The organism is Saccharopolyspora antibiotica, assembly GCF_047200635.1.
Taxonomy (GTDB): domain Bacteria; phylum Actinomycetota; class Actinomycetes; order Mycobacteriales; family Pseudonocardiaceae; genus Saccharopolyspora_C.
On record NZ_JBJZOI010000032.1, the window covers coordinates 41,575 to 59,301 of the forward strand.

The window sequence follows — 17,727 nt, forward strand, 5'->3', positions numbered from 1 at the left end:
TCACACAGCTCGAAGGCGTTTTGATGCGGTTCCGAGAGCTGCTGGGAGGACCGGTTTCAGCCGCAACCCCCCGCATGGCCGCTTTCGACCGCCCCCCAACCCGATTCGGGCCCCGCCGCGGGCGTCGCGACGGGCTCGGGGGCGCCGCGCAGCGCCGCGAGGAACGGCTCCAGCCGGTCCAAGCCCCAGAACCTCTCGCGCCCGGCGATGAGGAACGGCACCCCGAACACACCCTCCCGGCAGACGCGCAGCAGGCTCGCCAGCCCCTCCGCGCGCAGCGCGTCGTCGTCCGCGGCCCCGGCGACCCGCGCGGGGTCCAGGCCGAGCTCCGCCCCGATACCGGCGATCACCGCCGGGTCGCTGATGTCGCGGCCCTGCTCCCAGCGCGCCCGGTACACCGCCGCGAGGTAGTCGTGCCCGCGCCCGGCCCGCACCGCCAGCGGGTACGGCAGGTGCGCGACCTCCCACACCGGCTCCCGGTCCACCGGCCAGGCCACCGCCAGCCCGCGCGCCTTCGCCAGCCGGGCCACGTCCTGCAGCACGTAGAGGTGCTTGGCCCGGGACATCGCCGCGTACGGGAACCGGGCGCCCCGCTCGGCCAGCAGCGCGGCGAAGCGCTCGTCGGGTTCCCAGAACGGGATCCACTCCAGCCGCGCCAGCAGCTCCGGGTGCCGCTCGCGGATCTCCCGGTAGGCCAACCAGGAGTACGGGCTGCGCAACGAGAAGTAGAACCGGGGCGCGCGTCCGGCGGGGCTCACAGGACCAGCCCGCCGTCGAGCTGCAGCACCTGGCCGGTCAGGTAGGACGCGCGGTCCGAGACCACGAACTCCACCAGGTCGGCGACCTCCTCCGGGCGCCCCAGCCTGCCCAGCGGGATCGCCGCCGTCTGCGCCGCCAGGGTCTGCTCGGAGAGGCCGGCGAGCATGTCGGTCCCGATGAACCCGGGCGCGACCGCGTTGACCCGGATCCCGTAGCGCCCCACCTCCTTGGCCAGCGCCTTGCTGAGCCCGATGATCCCGGCCTTGGAGGCCGAGTAGTTCGCCTGCGTCGCGTTGCCGTGCACCCCGGCCACCGAGGACAGCGTCACCACGGATCCGCGCTTGCGCTTGATCATCGGGAACAGCACGGACTTGCACAGGTTGTAGGTGCCGTCCAGGTTCACCCGCAGCACCCGGGACCAGTCCTCGTCCTTGAGCAGCGCCATCGGGTTGTCCTTGACGATCCCGGCGCAGGCCACCGCGGACGCCACGGGGCCGAGCTCCTTCTCGGTCTCCTTGACGAACCGGTCCACCTCGGCGCGCTCGGCCACGTCGACCTGCCGGACCAGCACCGACGCGCCCGCTCCGGCGGCCAGCTCCGCCACCTCCTCCGCGGCGGCCGCATCCGACTGGTAGCACAGCGCCACGTCGTGCCCGGCGGCGGCGAGCCTGGTCACCACGTGCCGCCCGATCCCCCGCGAGCCGCCGGTCACCAGCGCCACGGGCCGCGTGCTCGCGGACATCCCCACCTCTTTCGTCGTCATGCCCGGGACCCCGTCCCCGTCGGCCCCGGCACCGCCGGGCGCAGGACCTCGGCCCCGCGCCGCGCCACGGTCAGCTGCCCGATCCGGACCGCGGTGCGGCCGTCCACCGCGCACTCACCGCGGAAGATCGCCGCGTCGGGCAGCTCCCGCACCGCGATCACCTCGTGCTCCACCACGTCCCCGGGGCGGACCGGCTCCAGCAGCTCGACCCCCCGCAACCCCGTCAGCAGCTCCACCTGGCCGCTGAGCACGTCCGCGTTCGGCCGCTCCCAGCTCGCCAGCAGCACCGCGGACTGCGCCCAGGACTCCAGCAGCCTGCTCAGCGGGTAGGCGTACTCCTCCTCGGGCGCGTCCTCCGGCAGGCCCGCGTAGCAGGACTCCGTCGCGCTGATCGCCTTGCGAGTGCGGATCCGGACCCCCTGCTCGACCGAGACGACCCGGTCCACCAGCAGGACCGGATACCGGTGCGGGATCGTCGCCCGGATCCGCGCCAGCCCGTTCACGCGACCACCTCCGGCATCGCCAGCGCGCAGCGCAGCTGCGCGACCCGTCCCCGCTCGCCGGTGATCGCGACCGAGCAGCCGCCGTCGGCGCCGAACTCCACCTCGACGGCGAGCTCGTCGCCCGGCCGGACCTCGTGGAAGAAGCGCACCCGGTCCACGCCCGACAACCGCGCCGCCTCCCGGCCGGGACAGGTGCGCACCACCGCCTGCACCACGTCCAGCAGCGCGAGGCCCGGCAGCAGCGGGAAACCCGGGTAGTGCCCGGCGAACACCGGCTCCGCCGGATCGACCCGCACCGTCGCGGACACCCCGCCGCCGGAGCGCACGGCGTCCCGCGCCACGACCCGGATCACGATCCGCCCCCGAGCGCCAGCAGCACGGACCCGACGGTGCCGTCCCGCTCGACGCCGGTGATCAGCGCGAGATCGCCCGGTTCCGGGTCTCGCGCCTGCGCCCAGGCCAGCACGGCGGCCAGCTGCATCGCCCCAGCAGCGGCCGAGGTGTCCCCGATGAGCTGGCGCGGCCGCACCCGCTCGGCGTCCGGGACGAGCTCGTCGAGCGCCCCGCGCTCCCGCTCGCCCCACTCGCCCGCGTCGTCCAGCGGGGCCACCACCCGCACCGAACCGGCCCGCGCACCGGTGTCGGCCAGGTTCCCCCGCACGCACTCGGCCAGCGCCCGGCCGGCCTGGTCCGGCTCGCCGAACGCCCGGAACCGGCTGCCGAGCACCCGCGCCAGCGCTGCCCGGCCCGCCCCGGCGGCGGCTTCCGCGCGCTCCAGCAGGAAGGCCGCGCCGCCCTCCCCGAGCACCCAGCCGTCCGCGCCGCCGCCCGCCGCCCGCCACTCCAGCCAGGAGCGCTGCGGCGTGTGCTCCTCGGAGGCGCCGAACACGACCCGGTCGCAGTGCCCGCCGCGCACCAGCCGGACCCCGTTGCGCAGCGCCAGCGATCCGGTCAGCGCACCCCCGGCGATGGTGGTGTTCGGGCCCTTGATCGAGTGCCAGATGGCGCTCTGCCCGGCGGCCCGGTTCATCACGGTGTTCGGGAACCGGGCCGGGTCCACGTGGAACGGCTTCGCACCGGTCAGCGAGTCCCGGGTGAAGTCCATGATGCTCTGCGCGCTGCCCGACCCGGTCCCCCAGGTCAGCGCCAGCCGGTCGGGCTCGGCGGTGAGCTCCGGGCCGCACTCCGACAGCAGCGCACCGACGGTCTTCACGGTGATCGCGGTGACCCGGTCCATCGAGCGGGTTCCCTTGCGCCCCAGCTGCTCGGCGGCGACGAAGTCCGGGATCACCCCGCCCCGGCGGAACGGCCCGGCCCGCTCGTCCAACTCCGCCACGCAGGGCCGGCCGCCCGTGACGCCCGCCGCGAACGCCTCGCGGCCGACGCCGAACGGGGACACCGCCGACCACGCCGAGAGCACCAGCTCACCGCCCCCGGCCCGGTGGTCGTTCGCGGCGACCGCGGTCATCGCCCGCGCCCCGCCGCCGCGCCCCGCCCGCCGCCCAGGGCCGCGAGCATCTGGTCGTCGAAGTCCACCAGGGACCAGTCGCGGCGGTTGTCGATCACCGCGTAGCCGTGCGTGATCCGCCCGGTCGCCGTCGGCACCAGCACGCCGTCGCGCAGCACGTAGCAGTCCATCCGCGCGGTGTAGGTGAGGCGCTTGAACACCCGCTCCACGGTGAAGATCGTGTAGAGCTCCTCCTCCATCCGCGCCTCGCCGAGCAGCTCGATCCGGGAGTGCGGGACGACCGGGATCCAGTCCTGCTCGTCCAGCAGCTTCTTGATGGACACCCCGCGGTCGGCGAGGAACAGGTCCACGACCTCCTCCATCTGCCGCAGGTAACCGGACATCTGCACCCGCTCGGTGAAGTGGCAGTAGAAGTACGGCATCCGCCAGACCCAGCCGAAGGCGTTCGCCCCCTCGGTGAGCAGCTCGACCGGGTCCCGGTCACCGACCTCGACGGCCTCGGCGGGGCGACCCAGCTCGGCGACGACGTGCGCGGCCAGCTCCGCCGGGACCGGTTCCACCGGCAGCCCGCGGTCGTCGGAGCGGAAGGCGACGGAGACCTTCGCGGTCACCGCCTTGATCAGCTCGGCCCGCCGCACCGTCATCTCCACCTCGAAGGACATGCCCGGGCCCGACCCGTCGACCTGGCGGACCTCGGCGACGGCGAGGTCGTCGATGTGGAAGGCGGTGAGGATCTTGGTGTCGATCGCGGCGATGTCGGTGCACAACCCGAACCGCTCGTAGAGCCCGCCCGCCGGGAACCCGCGCTGGCGCAGGTGGTCCAGCACGGCCTCCTCGACCATGTAGTTGACGTGCTTGAAGCCGATCCAGGTGCAGATGTTCGAGCCCTCGTAGCGGGGCCGCAGCTCGGTCCGGGTGGCGTCCGGCGCGGTGCCGCGCTCGATGGTCGCGGCGGCGGTGCTGTTGGCAGTCACGTCAACTCCATGCTCGGTTCGGGTTCGTGCCGCCGGCCTTCGCTCGGCAGCGTGGTCAGGAAGTCCGCGACGGCGCGGGCGAACCCGTCGGCGTCCTGCGCCATCGGGAAGTGCCCGCACCCGGGCAGCCGCGCGAGCCGCCCGTCCGGCAGCGCCGCGGCCAGCGCCCGCCCGTCCTCCGGGCGCGCGGCGATGTCCTGCTCGCCCACCACGACCAGCCGGGGGGCGGTCGTCGTGGACAGCTCCAGCAGCGGGCTGCGCAGGTAGGTGTCGAAGAAGCGCATCCAGCCGTAGGGCCCGACCCAGTCGCGCAGCCGGTGCGCCATCCAGGTCCGGTAGCTCTGCGGGAACCGCGCGGTCTCGCCGAGGGTCATCGCCTCCAGGAACGTGCGGTGGAACTCGTTGAGGTAGTAGCTGATCGAGGTCCAGTCGAACTCGTCGGCGCGGGACCGGTAGAACGGGCTGACCAGCACGGCGGGCAGCTCGCGGAACCGACCGCGGGATCCGGCCTCGGTGAGCAGGTTCGCGGTGAAGGAGTGCGCGACGACCAGGTCGAAGCGCTGCCCGTCCAGGACCTCGGCCAGCAGGTCCACCGGATCGCTCCGCTGCGCCCAGGCGGTGTCGGTCATGCCCGCCCAGGGCAGCTCGACGTCCCACCACTCCCAGCCGCCGGGAGCGCGGTCCAGGAACGGGCGCCACACGTCCGCCCGGCCCGCCAGCCCGTGCAGCAGGATCGCCTTCGGCGCGCCCGCCGCCCCGGCGGGACGGCGCAGCCGCGGCGACCCGTCACGAGGCACTGGCCGCCACCTCCCGGTCGTGCCTGCCCAGCAGCAGCACCGCGTTGTTCCCCGCGAACGCCAGCGCGTTGTTCTGCACCACCGACAGCCGCGCGGGCCGCGCCTCGTTCGGCACGCAGTCCACGCCGCAGTCCGGGTCCGTCTCCCGGTGGTTGATCGTCGGTGGGATGAAGCCCTCGGTGAGCGCCAGCGCGCACGCCGCCGACGCCAGCGCGCTGGCCGCGCCCATCGTGTGACCGATCATCGACTTGATGGAGACCGTGGGCGGCGGGGTGCCGAACACCTGCCGGATCGCCCCGGCCTCGGTGACGTCGTTGGCCTTCGTCCCCGTGCCGTGCGCGGAGATGAAGTCCACCTCCTCCGGGGTGACCCCGGCGTTGCGGTGGGCCAGCTCCTGGCACCGCGCGATGCTGCCCTGGTCCGGCGCGACCGGGTGGTGGGCGTCGCAGTTGAGCCCGTAGCCCAGCACCTCGGCGTAGATCCGCGCGCCGCGCGCCCGCGCCGACTCCAGGCTCTCCATCAGCAGGATCCCGGCCCCCTCACCGGTGAGGATGCCCTTGCGGTCCAGGTCGAACGGCTGGCACACCTCGGGCGCGATGGTGCCGAGCCGGTAGAAGCCGGTGAAGGTCTTGCGGCACACCGCGTCGGCACCGCCGCACAGCGCGACCTCCACGTCCCCTTCGCGGATCGCGTCGAAGCCGTAGCCGATGGCGTAGTTGCCCGCCGCGCAGGCGGTGGGGATGGTGACGGCCTCGACGTCGGTCAGCTCCAGCTCGCGAACGATGCTGGTGGACAACCGGCCCGCGGTGGCCCGCCGCGCCCGCACCGGGTCCCAGTGCTCCGGCCCGGTCGCGAGCTGATCGGCCACCAGGCCGTCGAGGTCGCGGGACTCGGCGTCGGTGGTGCCCACCGAGACCAGCGCCCGCTGCCGCCGCAACCGCTCCAGCGGCATCCCCGCGTCCTCGGCGGCCATCCGCGCCGCGGCCACCGAGAACTGGCTGGCCCGCCCCAGCTCCTCGGGGGCGACCCGCCGCATGTGCTCGGCCGGGTCGAACCCGGTGATCTCACAACTGTTCGCGTGCGCGAACCCGGTGGTGTCGAAGCTGGTGAGCGGTGTCACCCCGCTGCGCCCGGAACGCAGTCCGTCGCGGAACTCCTCGACGCCGACCCCCAGGCAGGTCACCACGCCCAGGCCGGTGATCACGACCCGGCGGCGGGTCTGCTGCTGCTCGCTCACTGCTCGCCCCGTTCCCCGGTGGACGGTTCAGTTGGCCGGCGCGTCGTTGACGACCGCGACCACGCTGTCCAGGTTGACCATGCGGGTGAGCTCGGACTGCTCGATGGTGACGTCGAAGGTGCTCTCCAGGGCGGAGAGGATCTCGATGGCCCCCATCGAATCGGCGCCGTGGTCGTCCTTGAACAGACTGGTGTCGGTCATGTCGCCGGGCTCGATCTCAAGAATGTCGCAAACGATTTCCTTGATCTTCTCGCGACCGGCCTCGTCGACCCGAGCATTCGTGGTGGTCATGTCAACTCCCGTTCTCGTGGAATAGCGGAATTCGACCCGGGTGACGCGGCACCGCACCAGCGGAATGGGGCGCCCCCAGCGCACCCGGACCGTTCTGCCGAGTCCAACACTGCGACCCGGGGTTATGGGATTTCTATATCCGCAGCGTGGACGCCCCGGCTGAGACCGCCTCGCGCGGCAGTTCCGGCGCGATGAGGTCCGCCGCGTCGGTCAGCACCGCGTGGTGGGCGCGGCGCAGCCGCACGCCCGGGTCCACGCCCAGCTCCTCGGCCAGCAGCCGTCGCCCCTCGTCGTAGAGGGCCAGCGCCTCGGCCTGCCGGTCGCAGCGGTGCAGGGCGATCATCAGCTGCGCGCGGAACCGCTCCCGCAACGGGTGCAGCCGCACCAGCGCGAACAGCTCCGCGGTGAGCCGCGCGTGCCTGCCCAGCACCAGGTCGGCCTCCGCGAGCCCCTCCAGCGCGACCAGCCGCAGCTCCTGCAACCGGCCGCCCTCCTCGTCGGCCAGCGACTCCGCGACGTCGGCCAGCGCGGGACCGCGCCACAGCGCCAGCGCCCGCCGCAGGTGCCGCGCCGCCTCCTCGCAGCGGGCCGCCGCCAGCGCGTCCTGCCCCACCCGGACGTGCTGCTCGAACTCGGCCAGGTCCAGCCTGCCGTCCCCGATGTCCAGCACGTACCCGGGCGAGCGGCGCCCGATGGTCACCTCGTCGCCGAGCAGCTTCCGCAGCCGCGAGACGTAGGTGTAGATCTGCGCGGTGCTCGTCGCGGGCGGGCGCTGCCCCCACAGGAACTCGCTGAGCCGCCCGTCCGAGAGCAGGTTCGGACCGGAGATCAGCAGCGCGGCCAGCACCGTCCGCTGCTTCGTCCCGTCCAGCACGACCCGCTCGCCGTCGTCCCGCAGCACCTCCGCGGGGCCCAGAATCCGGTACTCCACGTGTCACCCCCTCCACGAATCGTCCGATGCCGGCGTGCGCGCCGGGTCCTGCCGGGCCCCGGGACTCAGCCGAGCACCTGGTCTTGAACGAGGATCGATTCGTAGAGCTTGCGCAGCTCGCGGCCGGGCTCCAGCCCCAGGTCGCGCACCAGCCGCTGCCGCGTGCGGTGGAAGACGTTGATCGCCTCGGTCTGCCTGCCGTTGCGGTAGAGCGCGACCATCAGCTGCCCGCTGAAGCGCTCGCGCTCCGGGTACTCGGTGGTGAGCCTGCGCAGCTCCGAGACGACGGCGCGCTCCTGGCCGGTGGCCAGCTTGGCGGTGATCAGGTCCTCCTGGGCGCTCAGCCTGCGTTCGTCGAGCCGCACCGCCTCCAGCCTGCAGCGCAGGGTGTCGGTGTCCAGCAGCGCGGGCCCGCGCCACAACCGCAGCGCGCGCTCCAGCAGCACGACGGCCTGCTCCGGGTGCGAGTCGACGAGCTCGCCGCCCCGTTCGGCCAGCGCCACGAACCGCTCGGCGTCCACGGTCTGCGGATCCACGTCCAGCCGATAACCGCCCTGCACCGTGCGCACCAGCTCGTCCCCGGCGCGCCCGGTGCGCCGCTCCAGGAAGCGGCGCAGCCGCACGATGTTGGCCTGCAGCGCGTTGCGCGCGTTGCCGATCGGCTTGTCCAACCAGAGCTCGTCGACGAATTGTTCGGAAGGAATCGCCTTGGCCGGTGACAGCGCCAGCACGGCCAGGACCGTGCGAACTTTTCCCGACGGAACCCCGAAGAGCGAGTCCTCACCGCCGGAACCCAATGCCACCGAACCGAGCAAACGGATCTCCATGCACCTATCCCCCAGCGCATGCACGCGAATTCTCCGGTACTCCCCAGGAACAAAGCGACCGGGAACCCCGTGCAGACAACAGTTCACAGTACAGATCGCTGACCGGATACTGCCGCAGCGGCCGGAATGCCTGGAAATACCTCATCTCCGCGCGGGCCCCTCCGGCCGCGATATACCCGCTGGACGCGGCCGGTCACGGACCGCGCGGGCCACCCGGCACTGGCGACTTCCCGACATCCGGTCCGGATACCGGCCGCCCCCGCTTTCACCAGCGATTTCGACTCTTCCCCGAACGGTGGCGTTGCCGTTCTTCCCACACCTCCGGTGTTACCGGGACCGCGGTCGAGGTTCGCTCGCGGGGAAAGGAGAACGGCGATTCGCGAATGCGCGCGGCACCCGCTCGGGTGTTCCGGCCGCATCGGCCCCGGGCACCCCGCGAGGCGGTGGTGCTCAGGCCGCGACGGGGCGCCGCTCCTGCGGCACGGGGACCCGACCGGTGGCGTCGTCACCGGGTTTCGACCGGAGCCGCGGGTCCCGAAGCGAGCCGGCTCGGGCTGCCTGCTGCCCCCGGGGGGGGGCTCAGCGCGGCCGTGGCCCCGAGCCGGCTGAACGCGCGCGACGATCCGGCCGTTCGCCGAGCGGTCGGCAGGGGCAGGCACGTCGAGGTCGCGAGGACCACGCCGAAGACGTCGACCTCGAACGGCGCGCGCATCTACCGGGAGCATCGCCGCCGTCCCGAAAAGCGAAAAGACCACCCGCTGAGCGGATGGTCTTCCCTGATCGCCGACTCCGGGTTTTCCGGGGAACCGGCGTGGCCGGGATTCGTTCACTACGAACCCTTGGTGGAGCTGAGGGGAATCGAACCCCTGACCTTCTCGATGCGAACGAGACGCGCTACCAACTGCGCTACAGCCCCTTGCCTGAGTGCTGTTGTAGCTTAGCAGGGCCCGAACAGCACTCCGCACACCCCCCTCCCGAGAGGGGTGCGAGACCTATTCGCCCACCGCACGGCGGTACGGCTGCCAGGTCCGCTCGTCGAGCTCGTCGAACATCGGGTCCTCGTCGTCGATCTCGACGACGACGGCCCCGGTGCTCCGCGGCGCCGGGCCGCGGAGGTCGTCGACCTCGTCCCGCTCGTCGTACTCGTCGAGGGGCTCGGCGTGGTCGAGCTCGTCGTCCTCGTCCTCCTCGCGCGCACCCGACAGCCGGGCGAGCCTGCGCTCCCGGACGGTCTGCTCGATGCGGACCTGGTGCCGGAGATAGGCGAGGTAGCCCACGATCGCCACGTCCACGATCCCGTGCACCCACCACAGCGCGCTCGACACCAGGGCGGCGAGCAGCGCGGTGGTGATCGACAACAGCACCATCGCGATGGTGATCCGCTGCCGGCGGGCGTACTTGGTGCGGGCCGCGAGCGCGGCGGCCTCCGGGTCGAAGCCACCCCGGCCGGGGCGGTAGCGGCGCCCGGCGCGCACGTCGTCGCTGTGCACCCGGCGGCGCTGGTCGTCGTCCTCCGGCTCCTCGTCGACGTGGTCGTCGAGCTCCTCCGGATCGATGTCCTCGTGCCGGTCGGTGTCGGCCATGCCGTGCGCCTCCGCCCTCGTCGTTCCCGCGCCGGCCGCGGAACGGTCGCTGCCCCGGCGGACCACTCGCGCCGCCAGCGCTGAGTCCGTCGTCTTGGACACTTCCTGCCGGCGACGGGCGAACATCGGCACCAGCACGACCAACCACGCCGCCGCAAGCGCCGCGAAGATCAAAGAACTGGGCACGCCTCGCCACCTCCCCCTGGCTGCCTGCCGCACACTGCTGCGGACGCAACGCTAGCCACTTCCGTCACATCTGTCTCTGAGCCACGCCGCAACCGTTCCGTTCCGCCGTGCGGGCAGAAAACCGCACGTGCGGGGGGCGGGAGGGGACGCACCGGCCCGCGTGTCGGCGCCCGCACGCCTGCGAACTGCGGAAATACACCCGTACGGGGGATGGCGTTCGGCGCTTCGGTGATGGAGATCTCGCCCGCGTCAGCGTCGTGTTCTCCCTGCGCGAACGCGCCTCAGGCGTAGTCGGCGCGACGCTCCCGGACCAGAGCCGCGACCGCGCCTTCCGGGTGATCTTCAGCGGTGAGCCCGAAGACGTAGTGGTCCCGCCAGTCGCCCTCCACGTCGAGGTAGCGCTCGAAGAGCCCCTCGCGCCGGAACCCGGTCTTCTCCAGCACCCGCAGGCTCGGCGCGTTCTCCGGCCGCACCGTCGCCTCCAGCCGGTGCAGCGCCGCCCGGGTGAAGCAGTGGTCCACCGCCAGCGCCACCGCCGCCGTGGCGACCCCGCCGCCGGAACGGCTCTCGGCGACCCAGTACCCGACCCACGCCGAGCGCAGCGCCCCGCGCACCACGTTGCCGATGGTGAGCTGCCCGGCGAACCGGCCGTCCACCGTGATCGCGAACGGCAGCGCGCTCCCGCGCCGGGCGAGGCCGCGCAGCGCGCTCCACTGCGCGGGCCAGGCCAGCACCGCGTTGCGATCCCGCCAGTCCCCGGTGGTCGTGGGCTCCCAGCGCTGCAGGTAGGCGCGGTCCCGAAGCCGCAGCGCGCTCCACGCCGAGGCGTCCCGCAACCGCGTCGGCCGCAGCGCGACGGTGCCCGCGGCCACCCGCAGCGGTCCCGGGCTGGCCGGCCAGCCCGGGTGGCGGGAGGGGAAGAGCTCCTCGGCGGCCTCGGACATGGTCAGGCGCGCTGGGACAGGAACCGGACCTGGACGTCCTCCCCCGTGCCGACCTCGGTCACGTCCTCGTCGACCAGGATCAGGCAGTTCGCCTCGGCCAGGGACGCCAGCAGGTGCGAGCCGGACGTGCCCAGCGGCTGCACCAGGTAGGAGTCGGTCTCGGGATCGCGCAGCAGCTGGCCGCGCAGGAACCCGCGCCGCCCGGGGGTGGAGCTGACCGGCGAGAGCAGGTTCGCGGTGACGGTGCGGCGATGCGGGTTCTCGCGCCCGAGCGCGGCGCGGATCAGGGGCCGCACCAGCACCTCGAAGACCACCAGCGCGCTCACCGCGTTGCCCGGCAGCAGGAACGTCGGCACCTCGTCCGGACCGAGCCTGCCGAAGGCCTGCATCGAGCCCGGGTGCATCGCCACCCGGGTGTCGTCCAGGTCGCCGAGGTCCTCCAGCGCGGCGCGGACCTCGCCGCCGAGCGCCCCGCCGACACCGCCCGCGATCACCACGATCTCCGAGAGCAGCAGCCGCCCCTCGATGACCTCGCGCAACCGGGTCGGCTCGGTGCTGACGATGCCCACCCGGGCCACCTCGGCGCCCGCGTCCCGGGCGGCGGCGGCCAGCGCGTAGGAGTTCACGTCGTAGACCTGGCCCTGCCCGGGTGTCCGGTCCACGTCGACCAGCTCGTCGCCGAGCGAGAGGACCGAGACCCGCGGCCTCGGGTGCACCAGCACCTTGTCCCTGCCCACCGCGGCGAGCAGGCCGACCTGGGCGGAGCCGATCGCGGCGCCGCGGCGCACCGCCACGTCCCCGGTCTGCACGTCCTCCCCGGCCCGGCGGACGAACGCGGCCGAGGGCACGCCCCGGCGGACGGTGACCTTCGCGGGGTGCTCGTCGGTGTAGTCCGCCGGGACCACGGCGTCGGCCAGCGTCGGCAGCGGTGCCCCGGCCGCGACCCGCACGGCCTGCCCGGGCTGCAACCGGCGCGGCTGCCGGGAGCCGGAGAGGATCTCGCCGACCACCGGCAGCACCGAGGTCTCGTCGTCCTCGCGGTGCACGTCCACGCTGCGGACCGCGTAGCCGTCCACCGCGGCCTGATCGAAGCCGGGAAGTGCCTGACCGGCCACGATCTCCTCGGCGCAGAGCAGACCCTGCGCCTCGGAGATCGCCACTCGCACCGGCGCCGGCCGCACCGCGGCGGTGAGGACACGCGCGAGCTGTTCGTCCACTGACCTCATGGCACTCGACCTCTTCCGGGTGGAGCCGAGGCCCCCGCGGCGTCAGCTCCTGTTCAGCCTCTCACCGAGCCAGTCCCGCAGACCCGGCCCGTACTCGGGATCGTCCAGGGCGAAGTCCACCGCAGCTTTGAGGAAACCGCCAGGATTTCCCAAGTCGTGTCGCGCCCCTCGGTGCACGACGACGTGCACCGGATGACCTTCCGAGATCAGCAACGCTACGGCATCGGTGAGTTGCAGCTCACCTCCGGCACCGGGTTCGATCCGCTTCAGCGCGTCGAAGACCGCCCGGTCGAGCAGGTAGCGCCCGGCGGCGGCGAGGCTGGACGGCGCGTCCTCGGGGGCGGGCTTCTCCACCATGCCGCGCACCTGCTTGACGTCGGGCTCATCGGTGTCGGCGACGTCGAACACCCCGTAGGAGGACACCTGATCGAGTGGGACGTCGAAGGCGCACAGCACGCTCCCGCCGTAGCGGGCCCGGGCCTCGGCCATCTTGGTCAGCGCGCCGCCGGGCAGCACGAGGTCGTCGGGCAGCAGGACCGCCACGGCATCGTCGTGCTCGTCGAGGTTCGGTTCCGCGCAGCTCACCGCGTGCCCGAGGCCGAGGGCCTCGTGCTGCTCGGCGGTCTCGGCGCGGATGAGCTCGGGAGCGCGGCGGATCTTCGCGAGCTGGTCGTCCTTGCCCCGCTCCCGCAGAGTCGCCTCCAGTTCGGGAGCGGACTGGAAGTAGTCGGTCACCGCCTTCTTGTCGGGCGAGGTCACGATCACGAGGCGCTCGGCACCCGCCTCGGCGGCTTCGGTCGCCACCAGTTCGATCCCGGGCGTGTCGACGACGGGGAGCAGTTCCTTGGGCACGGCCTTCGTGGTCGGGAGGAACCGGGTTCCCAGGCCCGCGGCGGGCACGATGGCGGTGCGGAACGCAGCGGGAGCGGGATTGCTGGCAGCGCTGTTCATGACCCGGGAGCCTATCGGTCGCGCCTAAGGTGGAGCTGTGACCTCGGTCGGAGATCTACGGGAATCCAAGGCCCGCTGGCGCCGCGCGCTGGCCGAACGCAGACGGAGCACCGGCGAAACCACTCGAACAGCGGAGGCGGACGCGCTTCGTTCGGCGGTGCTCGACTGGGCCGCCCGGTCGTGCCCGCGCGTGGTCGCGGCCTACGTGCCGGTCCGGGGCGAGCCGGGTTCGACGGCGATCCTCGACGCGCTGCGCGAACTCGGCTGCCGGGTGCTGCTGCCGGTCGTGGTCGGCGCGGCGCCGCTGGACTGGGCGCGGTACACCGGCGCGGAGTCGCTGGACGAAGCGCGCTACGGACTGCTGGAGCCGAACGGCCCCCGGCTCGGTGCCGCCGCGATCCGCCGGGCGGAGGCGATCCTGGTGCCCGCGCTCGGGGTGGACCTGCGGGGCGTCCGGCTGGGCCGGGGCGCCGGGCACTACGACCGCTCGCTGCCGCTGGCGGACCCGGCGGCGCGGCTGATCGGGGTGGTCCGCGACGAGGAGTTCGTGGCAGAACTCCCGGGCGAGGAGCACGACGTGCTGCTGCACGCGGTGATCACACCTGGTCGCGGGCTGATTCCGCTCGGTGCGACCGCCGACGGCCCGCCGATGTGACCGAGGCGTGTTTGCGCTGGGCACCCGGAGTGGCGCATCATCGTGCTGGCACTCTGTTCATTCGAGTGCCAACACCATGACGCCCGGAGGTTGACGGCCGTGCCCACCTACCAGTACGCCTGCACCGAATGCGACCACCGCTTCGAGGCGGTGCAGTCCTTCAGCGAGGACTCGCTGACCGAGTGCCCGAAGTGCACCGGCAGGCTCCGGAAGCTGTTCAACGCGGTGGGCATCGTGTTCAAGGGCAGCGGCTTCTACCGGACCGACAGCCGGTCGAACTCCTCTTCCTCGTCGAGCGGGTCTTCCTCGTCGAGCTCCACCTCCGGGGACTCGAGCTCCTCGGGAGGGTCCTCCGGCTCGGACTCGTCGTCGTCCAGCTCCTCGTCGTCCAGTTCGTCGTCGTCCAGCTCCTCGTCGAGCTCGTCGTCCTCGACGACCGCGGCCGCGTCCTGACCCGACCCCCTCGCACACCTGATCGCCGATCGCGCCTCAGCGGTCGGCGATCGTGCTTCGCGGCTCAGTTCGCGCCGACGCTACGAGACGGCTTCCAGCGGCACGCCGCCGCGCCAGGTGGCCGCCAGCTCCTCCACCGGAAGAGCGAGGGCCTCGCCGAGGCAGATGATCGTGCCGAAGCCGGGCGAGGGCAGCCGACCGGTCTCGATCTTGCGCAGCGTCTCCGGGGAGATCCCCGCCGCGCGCGCCACGTCTCCGAGCTCCCGCCCCGCGCGCGCTCGGCGCAGCAGCGCCCCGAGTCGCCTGCCTGCTTCGATCTGCTCGGGCGTCAGCGGTTGGCGGACCATGCGGCCAGGATACGGTGGTATTTCTGTACCGTCCACGGCTAAGGTGTCGGTATACTAATACCACTCTTGGGACGTGAGGTTGTCGTGATCGAGTTGAAGGCGGCTGCGGAGATCGAGCGCATGGGCACGACGGGCCGCTTCGTGGCCGAGGTGCTCTCCGAGGTCGGCGGGCTCGCCGACGTGGGCGTCAACCTGATGGACCTGGAGCACCACGCGCGCGGCATGGTCGAGCGCCGGGGCGCGGAGTCCTGCTACTGGGACTACGCGCCGTCCTTCGGCCGGGGCCCGTTCCGCAACGTGCTGTGCCTGGCCGTCAACGACGCCGTGCTGCACGGCCTCCCCCACGATTACGCGCTGCGCGACGGCGACGTGCTCACCGCCGACTTCGCGGTGATGATCGACGGCTGGGCCGCCGACTCGGCGCGCACGGTCATCGTCGGGACACCCGCCGCGGAGGACCAGCGGCTCATCCGCGCCACCGAGGAGGCGTTGGAGGCGGCGATCGAGGCGGCGCGCCCCGGTAACCGACTGGGCGACATCTCCGCGGCGATCTGGGCGGTGGCCTGCGACTACGGCTATCCGGTCAACACCGAGTTCGGCGGGCACGGCATCGGCCGCACCATGCACGAGGACCTGCACGTGCCCAACCGCGGCCGGGCCGGGCGCGGCCTGAAGCTGCGGCCGGGCCTGACCCTCGCGCTGGAGCCCTGGTTCGCCCGGACGACCGACCAGATCGTCTACGACCCCGACGGCTGGACCATCCGGTCGGCCGATGGCTCGCGCACGGCCCACTCCGAGCACACGGTGGCCATCACCGAGGACGGCCCGCTGGTGCTCACCCGGCGCGAAGCCGAGGTGCCCGCCTGAACGGCGCGCCGTTGAACGCGAATTCTCATTAGCGGCGGAAGAAACCATCCACAGGTCGTCGATCCGTCCACAGATTCCGAACTCGACCCTGCCCGCGGTTCCCGGAGACCCCTAGCGTCGATCTCAGCTGGTCGACGACGAGGAGGAACCATGAGCGGACGGCACGGATCCACGACCGGGGACCCACTGTCCCCCGGGCCGGCGAATCGGCTCGGCGCACTGCTGCGCGGACGGCGACGGCCGCGCGGAGCCCGGGCACTGCTCGCCCGCCGCCTCGCCGCCGGCGCCCTGCTGCTGCTCGCCGCGGTGCTCTCGGTGCTGCCCGCGGCTCCGCCGGAGCACCGGGTGCGGGCGGCGGCAGCACCGGCAGCGCGCTCCTCGGATCCGGCACCGGTGGCGCCACCCGAGGCCGGGCGGCCGACGACGGTGGCGCCGGGGGCGGGCCGGGTGGCGGTGCCGGTCCGGCTCGCCGATCCAGCGGTCGCCGAGCTGCTGCGGCCAGGATTTCGAGTGGATCTGATCACACCTCCGGGCGGAACGGGCGACGGCTCGGTGCTGGAGGCGGACGTACCGGTGCTCGCGGTGCGCGCCGCGGGAGCCGACTCCGAGCAGGGACGACTGCTCCTGATCGGCGTTCCGGAGCAGCGGGCTGCGGCGGTGGCCGGAGCAACATTGATCCATTCGGTGACCGTTACGCTCCGCTGAGCAGTCGCGGGGACGCACCCGCGGTTCCCGCCCGGGAGGGTCCCGGGCTCCGCAGAGCCAATGAAGGAGTAGTTCCGTGCTCAAGGGCTTCAAGGACTTCTTGATGCGAGGCAACGTCATCGACCTCGCCGTCGCGGTCGTGGTCGGCAGCGCGTTCACCGCGCTCGTCACCGCGGTGACGACCAGCGTCATCAAGCCCGTGATCGCCTCCGCCGGCGGGGCGAACGTGACGGGGCTGTCCTTCCAGATCCGCGCGGGCAACGAGGCCTCGATCATCGACTTCGCCGTGGTGATCAACGCGATCATCACGTTCCTGATCACCGCGGCGGTGGTCTACTTCCTGTTCGTCATGCCGATGCAGAAGATCCAGGAGCGTCGCAAGAAGGGCCAGGAAGAGGGCCCGGCCGAGCCGAGCGACGTGGAGCTGCTGCTGGAGATCCGCGACCTGCTGCGCCGCGAGCAGGGCCTGCCCAAGCTGAAGGGCCTGGCCGAGGAGGACGAGACCACTCAGGTCACCGCCGGTGCCTCCGCGCCCTCGAACGGCGAGGCCAGCAAGAACTGACCCGGCGTCAGCAGCCGCTCAGCCGCCGTGGTGCGGGGGGCGGTTCTCGCGGTACCAGCGGTCTGCTTCCCGCTGATCCCCTTCCCGGCGGTCCGGCCCCTCGGAGCGCTCGTCGGAGGTGGTCTGCGGGAGCACCTCGCCGAAGATCTCGGCGAGGCGGCGCCTGCGCTGTCGTTCGGAATCCGTCACCGCACCATCGTCCCCCATCCCGGGGACCGAGAGCGGGCGGACGCCGAACGCGCTTCCTCCACCGGGAGCCTGGTGCCACCATGGGTGAGCACCCGGGGACTTCCCGGTGACGGTCGGGACGCGTCGAGGGCCGCCGGTACCGCGCAGCGCCGCCATCCCGGCCGCCGGCAGCGGCACGGCCCCTGGAGGCAACGGATGAGTTTCCTGGACAAGGCGAAGGACCTGGCCAACCAGGCCAAGGACAAGGCGGGCGAGCTCGCCGAGAAGGCGGGCCCGAACGCCACGAAGGGGCTCGACGCCGCCAAGTCGAAGCTCGACAAGGCCACCGGCGGCAAGTATCACGACCAGATCGAGAACGTCAGCAGCAAGGTCGAGGGCGTGCTCAAGCGGGACGAGAAGTCCTCCGGCGGCTCCGCCGAGGGGCCGAGCTCCCACGGCGGCAGCTCGAACGGCGACGGCCAGGCGCGGCCCGGCGATCCGCGCAAGCAGGACGGCGACGGCCCCACCGG

At 72.8% G+C, this 17,727-nt stretch carries 23 protein-coding genes and 1 tRNA gene; 6 read left to right on the plus strand and 18 right to left on the minus strand.

Annotated elements, in window-relative coordinates; genetic code table 11:
- Window positions 1-56 precede the first annotated feature (56 nt).
- From ACL03H_RS22190 to ACL03H_RS22265, 16 genes are all read right to left on the minus strand, one after another.
- Window positions 57-758: a 2-hydroxychromene-2-carboxylate isomerase gene (locus tag ACL03H_RS22190; RefSeq protein WP_412813234.1), complete on the minus strand. Its 702-nt coding sequence runs from the start codon at window positions 756-758 to the stop codon at window positions 57-59.
- Entirely contained in the window at window positions 755-1,522 is a 768-nt protein-coding gene (gene fabG / locus ACL03H_RS22195; RefSeq protein WP_412813235.1) for a 3-oxoacyl-ACP reductase FabG, read from the minus strand. The genes ACL03H_RS22190 and fabG overlap by 4 nt, the downstream gene beginning before the upstream one ends.
- Window positions 1,519-2,025 carry a 3-hydroxyacyl-ACP dehydratase FabZ family protein gene (locus ACL03H_RS22200; protein WP_412813236.1) on the minus strand — a complete coding sequence of 169 codons (507 nt, stop codon included), beginning with the start codon at window positions 2,023-2,025 and terminating at the stop codon, window positions 1,519-1,521. Before ACL03H_RS22200 ends, fabG begins: the two co-directional genes overlap by 4 nt.
- On the minus strand, window positions 2,022-2,378 hold the full coding sequence (locus tag ACL03H_RS22205) for a hypothetical protein (protein WP_412813237.1): 357 nt from the start codon (window positions 2,376-2,378) through the stop codon (window positions 2,022-2,024). The genes ACL03H_RS22200 and ACL03H_RS22205 overlap by 4 nt, the downstream gene beginning before the upstream one ends.
- Window positions 2,375-3,493, minus strand: coding sequence for a beta-ketoacyl synthase N-terminal-like domain-containing protein (locus ACL03H_RS22210; RefSeq protein WP_412813238.1), 1,119 nt, complete (start codon window positions 3,491-3,493; stop codon window positions 2,375-2,377). Before ACL03H_RS22210 ends, ACL03H_RS22205 begins: the two co-directional genes overlap by 4 nt.
- The gene (locus ACL03H_RS22215; protein WP_412813239.1) at window positions 3,490-4,467 is read right to left on the minus strand and encodes an acyl-CoA thioesterase family protein; all 978 of its coding nucleotides are present in this window, start codon (window positions 4,465-4,467) and stop codon (window positions 3,490-3,492) included. Before ACL03H_RS22215 ends, ACL03H_RS22210 begins: the two co-directional genes overlap by 4 nt.
- The gene (locus ACL03H_RS22220) at window positions 4,464-5,264 is read right to left on the minus strand and encodes an alpha/beta fold hydrolase (protein ID WP_412813240.1); all 801 of its coding nucleotides are present in this window, start codon (window positions 5,262-5,264) and stop codon (window positions 4,464-4,466) included. Before ACL03H_RS22220 ends, ACL03H_RS22215 begins: the two co-directional genes overlap by 4 nt.
- A complete protein-coding gene (locus tag ACL03H_RS22225) occupies window positions 5,254-6,501 on the minus strand; it encodes a beta-ketoacyl-[acyl-carrier-protein] synthase family protein (protein WP_412813241.1) in 1,248 nt (415 codons plus the stop codon). Before ACL03H_RS22225 ends, ACL03H_RS22220 begins: the two co-directional genes overlap by 11 nt.
- A gap of 27 nt (window positions 6,502-6,528) precedes the next feature.
- Complete coding sequence (locus ACL03H_RS22230) at window positions 6,529-6,792, minus strand: acyl carrier protein (protein WP_412813242.1); 264 nt, start codon at window positions 6,790-6,792, stop codon at window positions 6,529-6,531.
- A 133-nt stretch (window positions 6,793-6,925) separates the two neighbouring features.
- Complete coding sequence (locus ACL03H_RS22235) at window positions 6,926-7,723, minus strand: AfsR/SARP family transcriptional regulator (protein ID WP_412813243.1); 798 nt, start codon at window positions 7,721-7,723, stop codon at window positions 6,926-6,928.
- A 65-nt stretch (window positions 7,724-7,788) separates the two neighbouring features.
- Window positions 7,789-8,550 carry an AfsR/SARP family transcriptional regulator gene (locus tag ACL03H_RS22240; protein WP_412813244.1) on the minus strand — a complete coding sequence of 254 codons (762 nt, stop codon included), beginning with the start codon at window positions 8,548-8,550 and terminating at the stop codon, window positions 7,789-7,791.
- Between the two features lie 840 nt (window positions 8,551-9,390).
- A tRNA-Ala gene (locus ACL03H_RS22245) sits at window positions 9,391-9,466 on the minus strand.
- 76 nt (window positions 9,467-9,542) lie between these two features.
- Complete coding sequence (gene sepX, locus ACL03H_RS22250; RefSeq protein ID WP_412813245.1) at window positions 9,543-10,319, minus strand: divisome protein SepX/GlpR; 777 nt, start codon at window positions 10,317-10,319, stop codon at window positions 9,543-9,545.
- 281 nt (window positions 10,320-10,600) lie between these two features.
- The gene (locus tag ACL03H_RS22255; protein WP_412813246.1) at window positions 10,601-11,263 is read right to left on the minus strand and encodes a GNAT family N-acetyltransferase; all 663 of its coding nucleotides are present in this window, start codon (window positions 11,261-11,263) and stop codon (window positions 10,601-10,603) included.
- Window positions 11,264-11,265: 2 nt separating this feature from the next.
- Window positions 11,266-12,489, minus strand: a complete 1,224-nt coding sequence (gene glp / locus ACL03H_RS22260) for a molybdotransferase-like divisome protein Glp (protein WP_412813247.1) — start codon at window positions 12,487-12,489, stop codon at window positions 11,266-11,268.
- 42 nt (window positions 12,490-12,531) lie between these two features.
- A complete protein-coding gene (locus tag ACL03H_RS22265) occupies window positions 12,532-13,440 on the minus strand; it encodes a UTP--glucose-1-phosphate uridylyltransferase (protein ID WP_412813248.1) in 909 nt (302 codons plus the stop codon).
- 37 nt (window positions 13,441-13,477) lie between these two features.
- On the opposite strand from ACL03H_RS22265, the gene ACL03H_RS22270 reads away from it, so the two are divergent.
- The gene (locus tag ACL03H_RS22270; RefSeq protein WP_412813249.1) at window positions 13,478-14,095 is read left to right on the plus strand and encodes a 5-formyltetrahydrofolate cyclo-ligase; all 618 of its coding nucleotides are present in this window, start codon (window positions 13,478-13,480) and stop codon (window positions 14,093-14,095) included.
- Between the two features lie 99 nt (window positions 14,096-14,194).
- On the plus strand, window positions 14,195-14,548 hold the full coding sequence (locus ACL03H_RS22275; protein WP_412813250.1) for an FmdB family zinc ribbon protein: 354 nt from the start codon (window positions 14,195-14,197) through the stop codon (window positions 14,546-14,548).
- A gap of 80 nt (window positions 14,549-14,628) precedes the next feature.
- Here the strand turns inward: ACL03H_RS22275 and ACL03H_RS22280 are convergent, their stop codons facing one another.
- On the minus strand, window positions 14,629-14,895 hold the full coding sequence (locus ACL03H_RS22280) for a helix-turn-helix domain-containing protein (protein WP_412813251.1): 267 nt from the start codon (window positions 14,893-14,895) through the stop codon (window positions 14,629-14,631).
- A gap of 84 nt (window positions 14,896-14,979) precedes the next feature.
- On the opposite strand from ACL03H_RS22280, the gene map reads away from it, so the two are divergent.
- From map to mscL, 3 genes are all read left to right on the plus strand, one after another.
- Complete coding sequence (map, locus tag ACL03H_RS22285) at window positions 14,980-15,762, plus strand: type I methionyl aminopeptidase (RefSeq protein WP_412813252.1); 783 nt, start codon at window positions 14,980-14,982, stop codon at window positions 15,760-15,762.
- Window positions 15,763-15,912: 150 nt separating this feature from the next.
- On the plus strand, window positions 15,913-16,467 hold the full coding sequence (locus tag ACL03H_RS22290) for a hypothetical protein (RefSeq protein WP_412813253.1): 555 nt from the start codon (window positions 15,913-15,915) through the stop codon (window positions 16,465-16,467).
- A gap of 76 nt (window positions 16,468-16,543) precedes the next feature.
- Window positions 16,544-17,029 (plus strand): large conductance mechanosensitive channel protein MscL, encoded by a 486-nt coding sequence (mscL, locus tag ACL03H_RS22295; RefSeq protein ID WP_412813254.1) that lies wholly within the window; start codon window positions 16,544-16,546, stop codon window positions 17,027-17,029.
- A gap of 18 nt (window positions 17,030-17,047) precedes the next feature.
- On the opposite strand, the gene ACL03H_RS22300 is transcribed toward mscL, so the two are convergent.
- Window positions 17,048-17,236 (minus strand): hypothetical protein, encoded by a 189-nt coding sequence (locus ACL03H_RS22300; RefSeq protein ID WP_412813255.1) that lies wholly within the window; start codon window positions 17,234-17,236, stop codon window positions 17,048-17,050.
- Window positions 17,237-17,413: 177 nt separating this feature from the next.
- Between ACL03H_RS22300 and ACL03H_RS22305 the strand changes: the two genes are divergently transcribed.
- A partial coding sequence (locus ACL03H_RS22305; RefSeq protein WP_412813256.1) for an antitoxin occupies window positions 17,414-17,727 on the plus strand: 314 nt, incomplete at its 3' end.

What these genes read in the sequence shown, in the direction of transcription:
- glp (WP_412813247.1), bottom strand. Translation starts at nt 12,489, where the DNA reads ATGAGGTCAGTGGACGAACAGCTCGCGCGTGTCCTCACCGCCGCGGTG.
- ACL03H_RS22255 (WP_412813246.1), bottom strand. Translation starts at nt 11,263, where the DNA reads ATGTCCGAGGCCGCCGAGGAGCTCTTCCCCTCCCGCCACCCGGGCTGG.
- ACL03H_RS22210 (WP_412813238.1), bottom strand. Translation starts at nt 3,493, where the DNA reads ATGACCGCGGTCGCCGCGAACGACCACCGGGCCGGGGGCGGTGAGCTG.
- ACL03H_RS22290 (WP_412813253.1), top strand. Translation starts at nt 15,913, where the DNA reads ATGAGCGGACGGCACGGATCCACGACCGGGGACCCACTGTCCCCCGGG.
- ACL03H_RS22265 (WP_412813248.1), bottom strand. Translation starts at nt 13,440, where the DNA reads ATGAACAGCGCTGCCAGCAATCCCGCTCCCGCTGCGTTCCGCACCGCC.
- ACL03H_RS22240 (WP_412813244.1), bottom strand. Translation starts at nt 8,550, where the DNA reads ATGGAGATCCGTTTGCTCGGTTCGGTGGCATTGGGTTCCGGCGGTGAG.
- ACL03H_RS22280 (WP_412813251.1), bottom strand. Translation starts at nt 14,895, where the DNA reads ATGGTCCGCCAACCGCTGACGCCCGAGCAGATCGAAGCAGGCAGGCGA.
- ACL03H_RS22230 (WP_412813242.1), bottom strand. Translation starts at nt 6,792, where the DNA reads ATGACCACCACGAATGCTCGGGTCGACGAGGCCGGTCGCGAGAAGATC.
- ACL03H_RS22300 (WP_412813255.1), bottom strand. Translation starts at nt 17,236, where the DNA reads ATGGGGGACGATGGTGCGGTGACGGATTCCGAACGACAGCGCAGGCGC.
- fabG (WP_412813235.1), bottom strand. Translation starts at nt 1,522, where the DNA reads ATGACGACGAAAGAGGTGGGGATGTCCGCGAGCACGCGGCCCGTGGCG.